The sequence below is a fragment of the Providencia sp. NPDC089933 genome (assembly GCF_049545585.1).
Taxonomy (GTDB): Bacteria; Pseudomonadota; Gammaproteobacteria; order Enterobacterales; family Enterobacteriaceae; genus Providencia; species Providencia huashanensis.
The window spans coordinates 66,587-84,210 of record NZ_JBMWDT010000011.1; the positions used below are offsets into that span (position 1 = coordinate 66,587).

At 43.6% G+C, this 17,624-nt stretch carries 14 protein-coding genes; 9 read left to right on the forward strand and 5 right to left on the reverse strand.

Annotation, left to right across the window (positions count from 1 at the left end; all coding sequences use genetic code 11):
- Positions 1 to 212 precede the first annotated feature (212 nt).
- The gene (arnT, locus tag ACPEH5_RS15760) at positions 213 to 1,856 is read left to right on the forward strand and encodes a lipid IV(A) 4-amino-4-deoxy-L-arabinosyltransferase (protein ID WP_129466992.1); all 1,644 of its coding nucleotides are present in this window, start codon (positions 213 to 215) and stop codon (positions 1,854 to 1,856) included.
- 52 nt (positions 1,857 to 1,908) lie between these two features.
- Here the strand turns inward: arnT and ACPEH5_RS15765 are convergent, their stop codons facing one another.
- Genes ACPEH5_RS15765 through ACPEH5_RS15780 form a run of 4 tightly spaced genes read right to left on the reverse strand, consistent with a single transcriptional unit; the run spans position 1,909 to position 6,753 of the window.
- Positions 1,909 to 2,091 (reverse strand): hypothetical protein, encoded by a 183-nt coding sequence (locus ACPEH5_RS15765; protein ID WP_042848473.1) that lies wholly within the window; start codon positions 2,089 to 2,091, stop codon positions 1,909 to 1,911.
- Complete coding sequence (locus ACPEH5_RS15770; RefSeq protein WP_042848472.1) at positions 2,088 to 5,192, reverse strand: MexW/MexI family multidrug efflux RND transporter permease subunit; 3,105 nt, start codon at positions 5,190 to 5,192, stop codon at positions 2,088 to 2,090. The genes ACPEH5_RS15765 and ACPEH5_RS15770 overlap by 4 nt, the downstream gene beginning before the upstream one ends.
- A gap of 10 nt (positions 5,193 to 5,202) precedes the next feature.
- Complete coding sequence (locus ACPEH5_RS15775) at positions 5,203 to 6,312, reverse strand: efflux RND transporter periplasmic adaptor subunit (protein WP_042848470.1); 1,110 nt, start codon at positions 6,310 to 6,312, stop codon at positions 5,203 to 5,205.
- 12 nt (positions 6,313 to 6,324) lie between these two features.
- Entirely contained in the window at positions 6,325 to 6,753 is a 429-nt protein-coding gene (locus tag ACPEH5_RS15780; protein WP_042848469.1) for a DoxX family protein, read from the reverse strand.
- Positions 6,754 to 6,852: 99 nt separating this feature from the next.
- Between ACPEH5_RS15780 and soxR the strand changes: the two genes are divergently transcribed.
- The 7 genes from soxR to ACPEH5_RS15815 all read left to right on the forward strand — a co-directional run bounded on the left by soxR (position 6,853) and on the right by ACPEH5_RS15815 (position 13,583).
- Positions 6,853 to 7,311: a redox-sensitive transcriptional activator SoxR gene (gene soxR / locus ACPEH5_RS15785; protein ID WP_423727058.1), complete on the forward strand. Its 459-nt coding sequence runs from the start codon at positions 6,853 to 6,855 to the stop codon at positions 7,309 to 7,311.
- A 272-nt stretch (positions 7,312 to 7,583) separates the two neighbouring features.
- Positions 7,584 to 8,369 carry an SDR family oxidoreductase gene (locus tag ACPEH5_RS15790; RefSeq protein ID WP_166687125.1) on the forward strand — a complete coding sequence of 262 codons (786 nt, stop codon included), beginning with the start codon at positions 7,584 to 7,586 and terminating at the stop codon, positions 8,367 to 8,369.
- A 35-nt stretch (positions 8,370 to 8,404) separates the two neighbouring features.
- The gene (locus ACPEH5_RS15795; protein WP_048608776.1) at positions 8,405 to 9,649 is read left to right on the forward strand and encodes a styrene monooxygenase/indole monooxygenase family protein; all 1,245 of its coding nucleotides are present in this window, start codon (positions 8,405 to 8,407) and stop codon (positions 9,647 to 9,649) included.
- A 14-nt stretch (positions 9,650 to 9,663) separates the two neighbouring features.
- Positions 9,664 to 10,200, forward strand: a complete 537-nt coding sequence (locus tag ACPEH5_RS15800) for a flavin reductase family protein (RefSeq protein ID WP_226619007.1) — start codon at positions 9,664 to 9,666, stop codon at positions 10,198 to 10,200.
- Positions 10,201 to 10,214: 14 nt separating this feature from the next.
- Positions 10,215 to 10,997, forward strand: a complete 783-nt coding sequence (locus ACPEH5_RS15805; protein WP_042848463.1) for a cyclase family protein — start codon at positions 10,215 to 10,217, stop codon at positions 10,995 to 10,997.
- A gap of 3 nt (positions 10,998 to 11,000) precedes the next feature.
- The gene (locus ACPEH5_RS15810; protein WP_281110901.1) at positions 11,001 to 12,614 is read left to right on the forward strand and encodes a phytoene desaturase family protein; all 1,614 of its coding nucleotides are present in this window, start codon (positions 11,001 to 11,003) and stop codon (positions 12,612 to 12,614) included.
- A 75-nt stretch (positions 12,615 to 12,689) separates the two neighbouring features.
- Positions 12,690 to 13,583: a SphA family protein gene (locus tag ACPEH5_RS15815; protein WP_226619005.1), complete on the forward strand. Its 894-nt coding sequence runs from the start codon at positions 12,690 to 12,692 to the stop codon at positions 13,581 to 13,583.
- A 68-nt stretch (positions 13,584 to 13,651) separates the two neighbouring features.
- On the opposite strand, the gene ACPEH5_RS15820 is transcribed toward ACPEH5_RS15815, so the two are convergent.
- A complete protein-coding gene (locus ACPEH5_RS15820) occupies positions 13,652 to 14,659 on the reverse strand; it encodes an AraC family transcriptional regulator (RefSeq protein WP_042848460.1) in 1,008 nt (335 codons plus the stop codon).
- A 756-nt stretch (positions 14,660 to 15,415) separates the two neighbouring features.
- Between ACPEH5_RS15820 and ACPEH5_RS15825 the strand changes: the two genes are divergently transcribed.
- Positions 15,416 to 17,614 (forward strand): indolepyruvate ferredoxin oxidoreductase subunit alpha, encoded by a 2,199-nt coding sequence (locus tag ACPEH5_RS15825; protein WP_042848459.1) that lies wholly within the window; start codon positions 15,416 to 15,418, stop codon positions 17,612 to 17,614.
- The last annotated feature ends 10 nt before the right edge of the window (positions 17,615 to 17,624 follow it).

Genomic DNA, 17,624 nt, shown 5'->3' on the forward strand with positions numbered 1-17,624 from the left:
GTTCAATTCTTATCTATTTATTATTGATGAAATATAATTTCTATTTATGGATTGTTTACCAAGAATCAGCCTGATACAAATTAACTTTTGATTTGTTTAAACGGGGTTTAATTGCCATAACGATAATAACTAAATAGTCAGTAAAAAGTGTTTATTTAAAGCGAATAAGCTAAAAGATATTAAATATCAATAACAAGAATGGTTGAGAAAAAATGATTATGGCAAACAATAAAGTTGCCTACCTTAAGTGGTGCTTACTATTTGGGTTTATCTTAGCGACCTATTTTTTACCGTTAAACGGTAGGTTGCTATGGCAGCCTGACGAGTTACGTTATGCCGAAATTAGCCGGGAACTGATTATTAGCTATAACTGGAGTGTGCCTGAACTTCTTGATATTCGTTACTTCGAAAAACCGATTTTTGGCTATTGGGTTGGGGCACTGTTTCAAATGTTATTTGGTGAAAATAATGTGTCCGTGCGCCTTGGCGCTGTCTTTAGCACTTTGGTCAGTGGGTTATTTGTTTATCTCAGCGCTAAAATGTCATGGAAAAATGCACGTATCGCATTTAACGCTGCCTTTATTTACCTTTCGATGCTTATGGTGTTTACGATAGGCACCTACAATATTCTAGACCCAATAGTCACCGCTTTTATTACGATGGTGATTTTCTTTTTCCAATGGGGTCTAACCACACAACGTTTTTCTCATCGATTATGCGCTTTTATTATGATGGGGGTGGCTTGTGGACTAGGGGTTCTGACGAAAGGCTTTTTAGTGCTTGTATTACCTGTTTTAGTTTGTTCTCTTGCCGCGGTGTACTTTAAGCAATTCAAAGAAGTCTTTGTTTTTTCTTTTGTGTCAATCTTTACGGCATTTGTTATCTGTTTACCTTGGGCATTTGTGATTGCTAGCCGTGAGCCTGACTACTGGAATTACTTCTTCTGGGTTGAGCATATTCAACGCTTTATGGCGGACAACGCACAGAACAAATCACCATTTTGGTTTTATATTCCTATATTACTTGCTGCTGTTTTACCATGGTTGGGTTATCTTTTTGGGGCTATACATTATGCTTGGCGGCAAAAAGGGATTTACCTTTACTTTTTATTGTGGTTTATCGCCCCATTTGTATTTTTTAGCATCACAAAAGGCAAGCTACTAACCTATATTTTACCTTGTATTGCACCGGTTGCCATTTTAATGGCGGCTTACATTGAAAAAGTACGGGCTGAGAAAAAAACAACCGCTATCCGCTTAAATGCCGTTATTAACCTATTGGTCGGTGGGGCTGCCGCGGCATTAATTATTGCTTCTCCTTATATACCTAAAATTAACATTTATCAGGCAGATGAAAGTAACAAATTATGGTTGGCCGCCGCCGCTTTTATCTGCTGGTTATTAGTGGCATTGGTTTCTTTTAAACAACGGTTTTGGTACTTCGCTGCGGCTTGCACCGTGGCAATCAGTTTGAGTGTCGGCCATGTGATCCCTTATCGCGTTGAAAGTAATAACACGCCTCAAAATGTAATTGAAAAATACCATAAACAGTTAGAAAACAAATCGATATTACTGACAAATAATGTTGGGTTAGGGACAGCTTTAGCATGGGTACTAAAGCGTAGTGATATTACGATGCTTCACCAAACTGGTGAATTAAGCTATGGGTTAAAATACCCTGATGCTATTAATCGGTTTTATAGCTTAGGTCAGTTACCTGGTTTATTAAAAAATAATCACTATAAGAATGTCGCGGTAGTGGTAGATGGTTCACAAAAAGAGATCATTGATGCTCTTCCTGGTAACCCAATTATAATTCGTGAGGGGAACTTAGTTTTCGCTTTCTACGAGGGTTAATAGAAAAATGGTATTACATGGAATGTAATACCATTTATATTTAATCGCCTGATTAGCGAGTTGGCTTATTGCCGTGAGGGTTGTTGCCTGTCGGGTGGTTTTTCCCTATTACAGGGGGTAGCCCATGGTAAATTAATAACATTGTCATACTATTACTCATTGTATTTGCATCGACTTCCACTGTATCCGCAGTTCGACTATTTCTTTGGTAACGACCAGATAACGTATTGCTCATTGAGAAGCCTCCTCTGTTTCTTTTATCAGGCGGTTAGCTTCAGCAAGCTCATAACGCCTTGGTGTCAGTGCAGTCGCACTATGATTACGGGCAAGTAATGAATATATGGTGGGCAGAACAAATAAAGTAAATAACGTGCCAACTAGCATCCCTGTTACGATCACCAAACCTAATCCAAAGCGGCTATTGGCGCCTGCCCCTGTCGCGAATAACAAAGGTACTAAACCAATGACCATCGCTGCTGTTGTCATTAGGATTGGGCGTAAGCGAATTTGTGCTGCTTTGAGGATAGCATGGCGTTTGTCCAAACCTTCATTGGCCTGTAACTCATTCGCAAATTCCACCATTAATATGCCGTGTTTACTGATTAAACCGATTAATGTCACTAAGCCAATTTGGGTATAAATATTCAACGTTGCATAACCCAGCGCGAGTGGGATCAAGGCTCCACAAATAGATAAAGGAACAGTGATCAAAATAATCAGTGGGTCGACTAAACTTTCATATTGGGCAGCTAAAACTAAATAAATGATGATGAGCGCCGCCATAAAGGCAAAGGCGAGGGTGTTACCTTCTTGTTTATATTGGCGCGAATCGGATTGCCAGTCATGGCTGAAGCCGGCAGGTAGTTCACTTGCAATGCCATCTAAATAAGCAACTGCTTGGCCGAGTGTGACTCCCGGAGCCGGAATTGCTTGGAAAATAGCCGCATTTTGTTGATTAAATTGCGTGAGCTTATTGGGTTCAACTTGCGTATTGATATCTACGACAGTTGACAGTGGGATCATCGTTCCCGCTTCCGATTTTACATAGTGCCGTGACAGTGCGTCAGGGGTTAGTCGTTGGCTGCGAATACTCTGTGGGATCACATCATAGGAGCGCCCATCCATTCCAAAGCGGTTGATATAGTTTTCACCCACTAATAAAGTCAGGGATTCACCAATATCTTGCATCCTGATCCCCAAACTATTTGCTTTTGAACGATTAATGCGGACTTCAACCACTGGGTTGTTATAGTCAAGGTCGCTATCCACCACCATAAATAACCCACTTTCACGCGCTTGCTGTTTGATTTCTTCCATGGTTTTGTAAAGCACGGAATAATCTTGTGAGCTTCGTAGTACCATTTGCACCGGTAGTCCCCCTGTTGAGCCCGGCAATGCAGGTAACTGGAAGACAAAGATACTATTTCCTTCAACATCTCCAACACGTCCTTGTAAGTCAGCTTGGATAGCCGACGCAGGGCGCTCGCGTTGTTCCCATGAGGAGAGGTTTGTTCCCCCAAAACTAGCGGAAGGGCCATCAGTGCCGTTAATAATCCATGTGCTTTCTGTTTCCGGTAACTCCATGAAAACATCATGTAATTTACGTGAGAAACGTTCAACATACTCTAGGTTAGCGTGTTGTGGCGATTTAATAGCGGTTAATACGCTAGATTGGTCTTCAACAGGGGCTAATTCACGCGGGGCAGATTGGTAAAGTAGGGGCAAACTGATAAAGACCGCAACTGCAATAACACCTGTTAACCAACGGTTTTTCAAAGAAAAATTCAATACAATAGTATAGTAATGAGCTAACGTACTGAAGAACGTTTCAGCCATTCGCGCCATGCGCCCTTCGTTTTGTTTTGAATTGAGCATGAAAGAGCTCATCACAGGGGAAAGGGTTAACGCCACAATACCTGAGACAATCACTGCGCCTGCTAGCGTTAGAGCAAACTCTTTAAATAACGCGCCAGTTAAACCTGACATCAAGCCGATTGGGGCGTATACCGCGGCTAAGGTAATGGTCATCGCGATCACAGGGCCTGCAACTTCACGAGCCCCAATTAATGCAGCTAAAACAGGGGATTTCCCTTCCTCAATGTGGCGATGAACGTTTTCGACAACAACGATAGCGTCATCCACAACGAGCCCAATGGCGAGTACCATTGCTAGCAAGGTGAGCAAGTTAACACTAAAGCCGAAAGCCATCATCAGTGCGGCTGCGCCTAACATTGATAACGGAATGGCTAAGATTGGAATGATGACACTGCGAATTGAGCCTAAACACAGGTAAATAACCACAATGACAATGAGCAAGGCTTCAATTAAGGTGCTGATCACTTGGTCAATAGAGGCTTTAATAAAGCGTGAAGTTTCAAATGCCATTTCCACCTTAACACCCGGGGGTAAGGTTTTAGTGATATCAGGCATTAATTGATTCATGCCATCAACAATCACTAACGGGTTCCCCGTTGGTGTCGCAAACAAACCAAGGTAAATAGCCGGCTCCCCATTCATCAAACCACTTGTTTCAGTGGATGAAGCACCCAGTTCAATGGTTCCTACATCTTTCAGGCGGACTAATCCATTACCGTCATTTCGGATCACCAGATCACGGAATTCATCAACATTAGTGAGGTCGCTATTGACATAAACGTTAGAAATAACGAATTCACCTTTAATTTTTCCGGGAGCTGCTTGGTAGTTATTTTGGCGCACAGCTTGCGCAACGTCGGCGGCTGTTAGCCCTCGCCCTGCAAGCTTATCGGCATCAAGCCATAAACGCATAGCAAGTTGTTGCCCACCAAAAACTTGGACTTTGGCGACGCCGTCAATAGAGGAATACATCGGCTCAATAACGCGGGAGATATAATCCGTTAGCGCTGGTATCGATAAATTAGTACTGGAAAAGCCAATATAGGCAACTGCGGTGGATTCCCCAGAAGAAAGCTCAATAACAGGGTCATAAGCTTCTTTCGGTAACTTATAACGAACTTGGTTTACTTTAGCCATTACTTGAGCAAGAGCTTGGGTAGAGTCTCGATTAAGTTCCATTCGTACAGTGACAAGGCTGCTACCTTGTACTGAGGATGAGGATAGATAATCGACCCCCTCGACTGAGGAAACCGCTTGGGCAATAGGTTGCGTCACAAAACCTTGCATCAGCTTTGCTGATGCCCCGGGGTATTGTGTCGTAATGGTAATAGTTGCACTTTCAAGTTGTGGATATTGGCGAATAGGTAGCTTGCTTAGTGCAAATAAGCCAATTAACACGATAAGTGCGCTGACGACCAGAGCTAAGACAGGCCGGCGAACAAAAATATCAGTAAATTTCATTGCGCCTTCCTTAAGAACCTTGAACGGTCGGAGTCATTGGTTCAGACAAGGTGTCTTGTGCGACAGGTGTCACCGCAGAACCATCGTTTAAGCGCAATTGCCCTGAAGTCACGACTTTATCGTCGGCAGTTAACCCTTGCTCTATTTCTATTTTTCCATCCCAACGTTGCCCCGTTTTCACCGAAACGCGTTTAACTGTCATGGCGCTACCTTCGCCTTGCGTAATGAATACGGTATCGCCATAGGCAGTATAAGTAACCGCAGTTTCTGGGATGGTGAGGACTTGATTGCTGACTTGGCGCACCACATTGACATTGGCGTACATGCCAGCTTTCAGTGTCCCATCGCTATTGTCTAATGTTGCTTGTAAGGCAATAGTGCGAGATTTGCCGATTAATGGGTCAATGGCAGTGATCCGAGCTGGGAATGTTTTATTTGGGTAGGCATCGACAGTAATATCGACAATCTGCCCCAGATGGAGTTCGGGGGATGCCTGCTCATCTAATGAAAAATTGAGCTTTAATGTTTTCGTATTGACAAGGCTAGCGACAGTTTCTCCGGGGCTCAAATATTGCCCTTCGTGTACTTGGCGAATACCTATTGTGCCATCGAAAGGTGCGACGATGGTTTTTTGCGCAATCAGAGCTTGGGTTTGACGGATCAAACCTTGAGCGATATCGCGTTCCGCCCGTGTACTATCAACTTGAGCTTCTGCGACTAAATGCTGTGTTGCGAGGGAACGGGTTCTTTCGTATAAACGAGCAGCATTACGCAACTGTGCTTGATAACGCGATAAATCGGCTTGCTCAACCGCATCATTGAGTTGCACTAATAGCTGGCCTTTTTTGACTTGCTGACCAGATCCAAAAGCAATTTTAGTTATGCGGCCACTGGTTTCAGCTGCCACTAGCACTTGGCTTCCTGCTTCAAGTTCACCTACTCCGTAGAAAGTTCGTGGAGCCGTGTTTAAACTGACTGGGGCTAACGCGACTTTAACGGGAGGGTACTGGTAAGCAGCTTGTTTATTATCTTCATTTTGTGCATAGGTAGAATAGATAGCACTACCGCCCCCTGCAGCAATTAAAATTGAACACAGTATGATTATTGTTTTTTTATTCATTAGATTTTCCTTCTATTTCTGCGTTTTTAACGCGAAATAAAGACCTCGAAAATGCCCTGCAATAGCGACAGCGATTAAGCCACCGATGACTGAAATATGCTCAATCGCCCAAAACATAGCGATTTTGGCTTCTTCCCCTGTATAGCTCCAAAAGGTATGAACAATCACAATAGTGAGAAACAAAAATACGGCTAGAGCACCAGTTCCAAGCCATAAAAGGCGGTTGAAAAGCACCAGAACGGAAGCGGCTAACATGACAAAAGCAGATGCGATATTGAAAAACCAATCCGGGTGCAGACCGGCAGCACGCATTTCGGCAAGGCTATTCTCATAATCAAAAACTTTGGCTAAACCAGATGAAATAAATAAAACCAAGATCAGCAAACGAGCAATAATCCATAAGCTGTTGCTTTCTAACAATTTGGTGATCACCGATGGCATAAACCTATCCCCTTTAAAAAAATAATGTCAATTGACAAACTTGCAGGGTGGTACTATAAAACCTTAAGTTAAGTTGAGGTCAAGCTAAGGGACGCAAAAATGGCAGAGAAAGACACGAAAGCGATAAAACCACGCAAAGAAAGTGGAAAAAAAATAGATTTTACAAGGGCATTAACCGTTGGTGAGGTAGCTAAACGTGCTGGTGTGGCGGTGTCGACAGTTCATTTTTACGAGTCAAAAGGGTTGATCCAAAGTACACGCACGCAAGGAAATCAACGACGTTTTCACTCTGTGGTTCTGCGTTATATTGCCATCATTAAAGTTGCGCAAAGTACGGGGATACCACTACATGAAATTCAAGAAGCTTTGGGGCGTTTTCCTGCGAATAGTTCACTCACATCGGAACAATGGAAAGAAATGTCCACCCAGTGGCGCTCTTCTTTAGATAAGCGGATCAGGCAGTTAACTCGTTTGCGCAATGAATTAGATAATTGTATTGGCTGTGGTTGTTTATCACTGAGTGATTGCCCGCTTCGCAACCCTGATGTTGTATTGTGAAAAAGAGGCCCCGGCGCACGAATTTTGGAACGCCCATAAGTCATTTCCCCTTACTTGCATCCCATCACATTTCTCACCATTTGGATAGCCACTGCAAAAAGTGGCTATTTGTTTAGGTATATCAACACATTATTATTTAAATTGCCGCACTGAATGGATAATTTTTGCGTCCATCGGCTACAGCTTTTGGCTATTTTTGCGTAATTATTCGTCATGTTAATTTTTTGTGAAATCATTGTAATTAAATGAGAGTAAAAAAGAGGATGCCGAAGATGAGAGGTTTAAATAGTAAAATTGCCATCGTTACCGGAGGTGCGACCAAAATTGGTGCAACCGTGGCGAAAATATTGAGCGATTACGGCGTGACGGTCACTATTTTTGATATTGATGCAGTGAATGGTGAAAAAGTTGTTCAAAATGAGCCGAATATTGATTTTCTTCCAGTAGATATTACCGATGATCAGCAGCTTAAGCAGGGAATTGACCGTGTTGCGCAAAAATATGGTCAACTCGATTTTTTAGTTAATCTGGCCGCCACTTATCTTGATGAAGGCCAGTCATCCACAAGGCAAGATTGGCTAACTGCCTTAAATATTAATGTTGTCAGTGCCGTCATGGCGGCTCAGTTTGCCAAACCTCATTTAGTGAAGTCGGGTAAAGGGGCGATAGTTAATTTCACCAGTATCTCTTCTAGCGTTGCGCAAACTGGTCGTTGGTTATATCCCGCATCTAAAGCCACTATGTTAGAGGTCACTCGTAGCCAAGCGATGGATTATGCGCAGGACGGGGTCCGTGTGAACTCTGTGTCACCGGGTTGGACTTGGTCTCGTGTCATGGATGAAATAACGGGGGGCAACCGGCAAAAAACAGACCGCGTAGCTGCGGATTACCACTTATTAAAACGCGTTGGCGACCCTGAAGAAGTTGCTCAAGTTGTCGCGTTCCTTCTTTCTGACCTAGCGAGCTTTGTCACTGGCGCAGATTACGCCGTTGATGGCGGTTACTCGGCTATGGGACCCGAACAGGCTAAACCCGCAATTCCCCGTCTTGCTGAATAAGACACCATATTAAAGACTTTGCAGAGGAAAATACTATGCGTCGTATTGCTATCGTAGGTGGTGGTCAAGCGGGTATGCCATTAGCTTTAGGCTTGCTCGATAAAGGCTATGAAGTCACAGTTGCAACAAACCGTACTCCAGATGATGTGAAAAAAGGCCGTGTGATGTCGAGCCAGTGCATGTTCGATATTTCACTACAATTTGAGCGTGATTTAGGGCTAAATTTTTGGGAAGAAGATTGCCCACCCGTTGAAGGTATTGGTTTTACGGTTCCACATCCAGAAAAAGCGGGTGAAAAAGCCATCACATGGCGGTCTCGCTTAGATAACTATGCGCAAGCCGTTGATCAGCGTATCAAAATGCCATATTGGATGGAGCTATTTGCGGCTCGTGGCGGTAATTTACGTATTGAAGATGTGGGTATTGCAGAGCTCGAACGTCTAGCGGAAACCCATGATTTAGTAATATTAGCAGGGGGCAAAGGTGAAATAGTCAAGCTCCTTGAGCGTGATGAAACCCGTTCGCCGTATGATAAACCTCAGCGAGCTTTGGCATTGACCTATGTCCACGGTATGTTACCAACCCCTGAATATTCACAAGTTTCATTTAACTTGATCCCTGGAGTTGGTGAATATTTCGTATTCCCTTCTCTGACGAACAGCGGTGATTGCCACATTATGGTCTTTGAAGGGGTCCCCGGTGGGCCAATGGACCAATGGAACGAGGCGCGTACTCCCCAAGAACATTTGGCTTACAGTAAAAAGATCCTTAACACCTATTTACCATGGGAAGGGGAGCGCTGCCATAACATTGAGCTAACGGATGATAACGGTATTTTAGCGGGACGATTTGCGCCGACAGTGCGTAAGCCCGTGTTAACGCTGCCATCAGGTAAAATTGTGTTCGGCTTAGGTGATGCGCTAGTCACCAATGACCCGTTGACAGGGCAAGGTTCAAACAATGCGACGAAAGCCAGCAAAGTTTACTATGACGCTATCTTAGCGCATGGAGATAAACCTTATACCGCCCAGTGGATGAACGACACTTTCGAACAATTCTGGAAATATGGTCGCTATGTTGTTGAGTGGACAAACTCTTTATTGGCTCCTCCTGAACCGCATATTTTACATCTCTTGGATGCCGCTCAACAGTTGCCATCTCTCTCACATACTATCGCTAATGCATTCAACTACCCACCAGTCTTATTTCCTTGGTGGAAAGATGGGGCAGCTTGCGAGGCTTACATCCAATCACAAATGATGGAAGAAGCTCGAGCCTAAAAGGGGAGTCCAATATGTCTATGATTGCAGAGGATACATTCATGTGTGATAGGGAATGGGGCCATACCGAATTTGAACCTAAAGCCTTGCGCAATTTACTCGGTTGTTATCCAACAGGGGTCGCGGTTGTGATCACACGTGCAGAGGATGGCCGTGACGTTGGGTTAACAATTAACTCATTTGCATCGTTATCACTCGACCCACCATTGGTGTTATGGAGCCTAGTTAACCATTCACCAAATTTATCTGTGTTTCGTGATTGCCGTCATTTCACTATCAATATTTTAGGTAAAGAGCACCAAGAACTGGCCATGCGTTTTGCTAACCCACGCATCGAAAATAAATTTGCAGATGTGGCGACCCATGTAACGCCAGAAGGTGTCCCCGCGCTACATGGCGCGATAGCCACCTTAGTTTGCGAAAATCATAAACAAGACCATATCGGTGATCACCTATTAATGGTGGGACATGTTCGGCGGATTAGCAGTGAGACAGGTAAGCCGCTGGTTTTCCATGGTGGCACGTTTACCGCTTTACATGAAGCCCTTTAGGTGTAGGAGAGATTATGAACCAGCCAGCATTGATGACATTCGTAAAAGAATTGCAACAGGGCAATATTCGCGTTGTTGACTTGACGCAGACATTATCCCCATCGTTTCCTGCCTTGCAGTTACCCGAACAATTTGGGCAAGTATGGTCATTTAGTATGGAACAAATTTCCCGCTACGATGATAACGGCCCTGGGTGGTATTGGAATAATTTTAGTTGTGGGGAACATACAGGAACCCATTTTGATGCACCTATTCATTGGATAAGCGGCAAAGACCAAGCCAATAATACCGTAGATACGATCCCAGTCGAAAATTTTGTGGCACCAGCGGTTGTGGTCGATGCCAGCCAAGAAGTGGCTAACAATGCAGATTGGGTACTGACGGTAGAGTTTCTACAACAATGGGAACACAAACACGGCAAAATCCCAAAAGGGGCATGGGTATTATTTCGGACGGATTGGTCAAAAAAGGCCGATAACCCTGTGGAATATGTAAATATGCACGAAGATGGTGCACACACACCCGGACCATCGCAAGAAGCGGTTGAGTGGCTTATTCATGAGCGTGATGTGAAAGGGTTTGGTGTTGAGACTATTAATACTGATGCAGGGCAATCTTATCGCTGGCCAATTGCATATCCCTGTCACACATTGATGCATGGCAGCAATAAATATGGCCTGCAATGTTTAAAAAACCTCGATAAATTACCTGCAACTGGCGTCGTCATTGTTGCCGCTCCTTTAAAAATTGAAGGGGGCTCAGGTAGCCCATTACGTGTACTAGCGCTGGTGGGGTGATTTATGACAACACACTCTCACCCTCAAGTCATTGTTGTTGGCAGCGGGATGAACTCATTAATGTGTGCCGCCTTATTGGCGGTACGCGGTAAATCAGTACTGGTTCTAGAGCGTAATGACCGCTTAGGGGGCTGCATTCGTACTGAAAATTTATTTGAGGGATATACCCACGACTTACTGTCTTGCTGGTATTCGTTATTCGTAGGCAGTCCCGGTTATCAGGAACTCGAACCTTATTTAAAAAAATATGGTTTAGAGTTTTGCCAATGTGATTATTCGACAGGGTTAGTTCAGCCAGATGGTCAGTCTGTTGCATTAAAGCGCGATATTGCTGAAGCAGCAAAGCAACTTGATAGTTTAGCACCGGGAGACGGTACGGCATTTCGTAAAATGGCAGAGACGCTATTTAACCAAGACGCAGCACTGACATTTGGTTTATTAGGGCAAAACCCATACAGTGCGGGCATGTTGAAATTATTATTTTCGCAATGGCGCAAACGAGGTGTAGATGGGTTATTGGATTTTGCTAAGTCTGGAATAGAAAGCTTTCGCCGTTGGTCTGAGCGTGAGCTACAACATGATTTTAGCCGAGCTTTAATGGCGCCTTGGGTATTACATACAGGGTTCGGGCCTGATGAAGCGAGTTCTGCGCTAATTGGGAAACTCACATTTGCAGCGGTAGTTGCTGGTGGTATGCCTGTTGTAAAAGGTGGGAGCGAGCGCATTGTTGAGGCGTTTTCGAAGGTTATCGAAGCCCATGGTGGGCAGCTCAAAACAGGGATGCACGTTGAAAAAATTATTACTCAAGGCCTTGGGAAGAATAGCCGAGCAACAGGGGTTAGGGCTAATGGGCAGGACATTAGCGCTTCAGAGAGCGTGATATGCAACGTTACCCCGACTCAGTTATATGGCGTATTGCTTGATAATGTTTCCCCACAAATAAAGCAAAGGTCAAACGGTTATCGTTATGGGCGTGCGGGGATGCAAATCCATTTTGCACTGAGTGCTCCTCCTCCTTGGTGTAACCCTGAGCTTCTTCATGTTCCTTTGGTTCATTTTACGGAAAGTATGGAACAGGTTTGTTTGTCTGTGGCCCAAGCGAATAACGGTTACTTACCTGATAAACCGACGTTTGGTATTGGTCAGCCGACAGCGCTTGACCCAAGCAGGGCCCCCGATGGAGGGTGGATTTTATGGGTTCAAATGCAGGAGCTTCCTCGCACCTTAAAAGGTGATAGTGCTGGTGAAATTTCAATTCCAGAAGATGGAAAGTGGAATGAGCAAGTGCGTGAAGCAGTAGCTGATCGGATACAGCAGCGTTTAGAACAAGTTATGCCGGGGTTCTCTTCACTGATTGTCGGCCGTAAAGCGATTTCTCCAGCTGATCTTGAACGCTATAACTGCAATCTCGTCGGCGGTGATCCTTACTCAGGGACTTGCTCACCAGACCAATTCTTTTGGTTACGCCCTTTTGCGGCGACGGGGCAAACAAAAGCACATCAAACAGCAGTAAAAAATCTCTTTCATATTGGCGCATCAACACATCCCGGCCCCGGGCTTGGTGGTGGCTCTGGTTACCTTGTTGCACAAAAATTGGCAGTCAAACGTAGGACATAAATAAATCAGCAATGGATTTGTACTATCGCAGGCAAAGCACACACAGTAAGACAACCCACTATGGCAGGAAATATGATGAAAACAAAAATAATCAGTAGGCTTGTTGCAGGTTCGTGTCTCAGTATTCTTTCATTTGGTGCGGTCGCTACCGAAGGTGGTGGATTAGGTGTTTATCCCGATGGTCTCGAAAACTTTATGTCAGGGGCGCTACCACCACAAGGTGTCCATGTACTGATATATGGTGGAAATGCGCATTATGACAGTATTCGCGATAACAAAGGGGATAAAATCCCTGTGCCGGGTTTTAGTGTAAATGTGAATGTATTAGCGCCAAGGCTGATTTGGGTGACAGACCAAAAAGTGTTTGGTGGTGACTTAGCTTTCCATACGATTGTGCCATTATTGGATGTTACCGCAAAGGCAGCAGGTCAGAAAGACAACAGCCGTGGCCTTGGCGATGTGACATTTGGACCAGCCTTAGGTTTTCATCCATCGGCAGATTTACACTATGTGGTGGGGTTAGATGCCTACGCCCCAACAGGGAAATACAGTAAAACTGACCCATCAAGTCTGGGGAAAAATTACTGGGCATTACAGCCTGTCTGGGCAATAAGTTATATTCCCCCAGTTGGTGTGAATGCCGATTTAAAAATGATGTATGATTTTAACTTCCGTAATAACGATACAAAAACACGTTCAGGCCAAGCATTTCATGCTGATTATGGCTTAGGCTGGGGCTTTGGAAATGGTTGGGTTGCAGGGATTGGCGGGTATGCTTTTATGCAAACAACAAATGATAGTGGGCCAAATTCAGCACAAGGAAAAGCCCGAGCCTATTCGATAGGGCCATCCATTCGTTATGCCAACCCTCAAGGCTGGTTATTTACGGCTAAATGGGAAAAAGATTTTGAAGTGAGAAACCGCCCAGAAGGATCGCAAATTTATTTAAAAGCGGCCATTCCATTCTAACGAGTATAATAAATTAAAGCCCTACACCGTGTTAAAATAGCGATGTAGGGCTTTGTGTAAGACATCATTTAGGCTTTTTTCAGACTTTGGCTCGGCGTTTCACCATATCGTTGTTTATATTCCGCACTAAAACGTCCCATATGAGCAAATCCCCAACGTAATGCGACTCCCGTGACACTGGTCGCTTCCCCAGAAAGCAGTTCGGCTCTTACCCGTTCCATTCGTAAATCGCGTAGATATTGCATTGGGCTAATATCTAAAAACTCTTTAAAGCCAGCATATAAGCTACGTAAACTGACTCCCGCAATGTGGGCTAGTTGCTCAACTGTAATAGGTTCATGGGCATGAGCTTCTAAGTATTCCTGCACACGCCTGACATGGCGAGGACGGATTGTGGCTCTGCGCATTCCAGAATCTTCAGTATAGTTATGGCCTTGGGTGGAGAGAAGAGTGACAGAAACCAATTGCTCAACTTGTGTGGTGATCAACTTATGTTGTAGTAGATCCGGTGTACGTGTAGCACATTCAATTAAGTAATTCATTAAGGTGCGCCATGCAATACAGGATTGCCATGCAAAACCCAACTGAAAAACTAATGGTTTATCTAAAGTGTGTCCTAGCTGGCCAACTAAAGACCGTTCTAGTAAGGAGCGAGAAATACGCAACATAAACTGATCGTTATCGCTATTCCAACGCATGGTTGTTGATTCTTCTGGGCTAAGTAACGATGCCATTTGTGGTGTGGACTCTATACATTTTCCGCCACTTTCAATGGTCGCACTGCCAGACAACGGCATTTGTACTAGGAAAAAGTCCTGCAGTTGCCCTGGAGCAATAGTAACATCAGCGCCATATCGTAGACGGCTCAGCGAAATATCCCCCATGGGAATATAATGCATACGGGCATCAAGGCGTTGATGTGGGTTGAGTAAATGAAACTGATGGGGCTTCATCACCCGACCAACCATGGACTTGATCTCTTCGGGATCTGCGGATGTAAACAATAAGCGCTCGGAAGAACAGAGCTGATTTTCAATCTGAGGTGCAGGTGAATGGGGCCACGAGTTGCTCAACATCGGAGGTACCTCCAAAATTATTTTTCAGCTTTATTTCATATTTGGTCAATCTTTAGCTGCATTGTTATCATTTTTTATATTTTTTATAAATTAATTCAAATGGTTATTGTATACGATTAATGATGTGACACTTCTTTTTAAGAGAAGAGTGATCCACTATTCAGGGTAAAAGCAGTTAGATTCCGTTTTTAATTAACATCTCATTAATTATTTTTTAACCAAATGTGAATTGAACATAGCATAAACAGTTTTCCTTACCTAGCTAAAAACGTGCAGAAACTATCCAAAAAATGCAAAAAAATAGAAACTATGTGGTTATTGTGATGGTGCTAACAATATAAAATATAACGTTATTTTAATAATTTAATTAGCTAATTATTCATGATTTATCATATTGTTGTTTCTATTTATCTATCGGTTAGTGAATTTATCAAATTAATTATCTATTTAGTTTTGTTATGTTGAATTAAATAGCTAATACCTTTATTTTTATAGGGGTTATTTACTGCAATTATATTATTTTTTGCATCATCAATTTATTTTTTGAGGTTAATTCTTTTCAGTTATTTTGCTGAAAAAGAGTATTTTCTAGTTGTTTTCATTGGCGATTTGTCCCCTATCTGCAAGCCTTATCCACTCTCTGCATAAATCTAATATCCATGATTAATCATGGATTGACCTTTCATTAACAAAAAGGATACAAGAAAGAAACACAAAAAAGATAAAAACGTTCTGACGTTTACGGGTGAGGTAAAAATGGCTGAGCGATCGTTTATACAAGAAGTTGAAAAATTACGACAAGGGCAAGGGGAAACGTTTAGTGGTGAAGGCATTCTTGCTGTCACAAAAGCACTATTGGAATCAGGTGTTTCTTATGTTGCTGGCTACCAAGGTGCGCCTATTTCACACTTAATGGATGTACTTGCTGACGCACAAGATATTTTATCTGAGTATGGAATACGTTTTGAAAACAGTGCCAGTGAAGCAACGGCGGCCGCAACCCTAGCGGCTTCCGTGAACTATCCTCTTCGCGGAGCAGTGACTTTTAAAGCAACTGTGGGTACTAACGTCGCTTCTGATGCTCTAGCAAACCTAGCCTCTGGCGGGGTACTGGGTGGGGCACTGATCATTGTTGGGGAAGATTACGGCGAAGGTTCGTCTATTATGCAAGAGCGTAGCCATGCTTTCGCGATGAAGTCTCAAATGTGGCTACTTGACCCTCGTCCTAATTTGCCATCTATTGTTCAAGCGGTAAAAGATGGGTTTGATCTTTCTGAAGCGAGTAATACGCCTGTCATGTTACAGATGCGTATTCGCTCTTGCCATGTTCATGGGCAATTCATTTGCTCTGATAATCAACACCCTAAATTTACCGTAAAAGATGCCCTCGAAAACCCGACAAGAGACGTTAGCCGTATTGTTTTGCCGCCAGCAAGTTTCTTGCACGAAAAAGAAAAAATTGAAGCACGTTGGCCTGCTGCAATTAAATTTATCCAACAGCGTGAGCTGAATGAATTTTTTGCTGAAGACGCAGAAGATGTGGGCATTGCATTACAAGGGGGGTGCTATAACACGTTGATCCGCGCTTTAAACCAAATTGGATTAGCGGATGTTTTTGGTAACAGCCAAATACCGTTATACGTGATGAATGTGGCCTATCCTCTAATTGATGATGAATTTGAGCGTTTTTGCCGCAATAAAAAGGCCATTCTTATTCTAGAGGAAGGGCAACCGAACTTTGTAGAGCAAAACGTAGCAAATATCCTACGCCAACGAAATATTGATATTGAATTACATGGCAAGGATATGTTGCCGATGGCAGGTGAATACAATACAGCGACTGTGCTTGCTGGCTTGCGTTCTTTCCTTGAACATTACGGAAAAATTGAGCCTCAAGTTAAAGCCGCTGCAAAGCAAATCCGTATTCCAACCATTAACATTGCCACTCAACAGCTTGATGACCCTCTACCTGAATATGTGAATGCAGCAGAGCCAACATTAGATAGCTCGGTACATGCACGCCCACCCGGTTTTTGTACTGGCTGCCCAGAAAGGCCTATTTTTACTGCGATGAAACTGGTTGAACGTGAATTGGGTGAACACCATGTCAGTGCAGATATTGGTTGCCATTTATTTTCCATACTGCCTCCTTTTAATTTAGGTAATACCACCATGGGATATGGGCTGGGAGGTGCGGGTGCTGCGGCCTTGAATGCAAAAGCAGGGAAGCGCGCTATTTCAGTTATGGGTGATGGCGGCTTTTGGCATAACGGCTTAACCAGTGGTATTGCGAATAGCGTGTTTAATCGTAGTGATAATTTAACCATTGTTGTTGATAACAGCTATACATCAGCAACGGGTGGACAAGATATTCTTTCATCAACCGCTTTAAACCCAACGCGTAGCACGGGCCATGAAATCGAAAAGGCCGTGAAAGGGGTCGGTGTGAATTGGGTTAAAACCATTAAACACACTTATGACCTGAAAACCATGACTAACACATTACGTGAAGCTTTAACTACTGATGAGAAAGGGCCAAAAGTTCTCATTGCACAAAGCGAATGTATGTTGAATAAACAGCGACGTGAAAAGAAAAAGGTTCGTACTGATGTTGCTGCGGGTAAACGAGTCGTGCGTGAACGTTTCGGTATCGACCCTGATACATGTACGGGAGATCACTCCTGTATTCGTTTATCAGGGTGCCCATCTTTATCCATCAAGCCCAACCAAGACCCATTGAGAACTGACCCAGTTGCAACAGTAATGGATAGCTGTGTGGGCTGCGGCTTATGCGGTGAGGTTTCTCATGCCGCTGTTTTATGCCCTTCATTTTTTAAAGCCCAGATTATCACTAATCCAACTGGCTGGGACAAGCTATGCCACCGTATTCGTGGTTGGTTTATTGGTTATTTACAACGTCGTGATTCGCGTCGTCGTGAACAATTCAGTTTTTAAGGGGGAATAA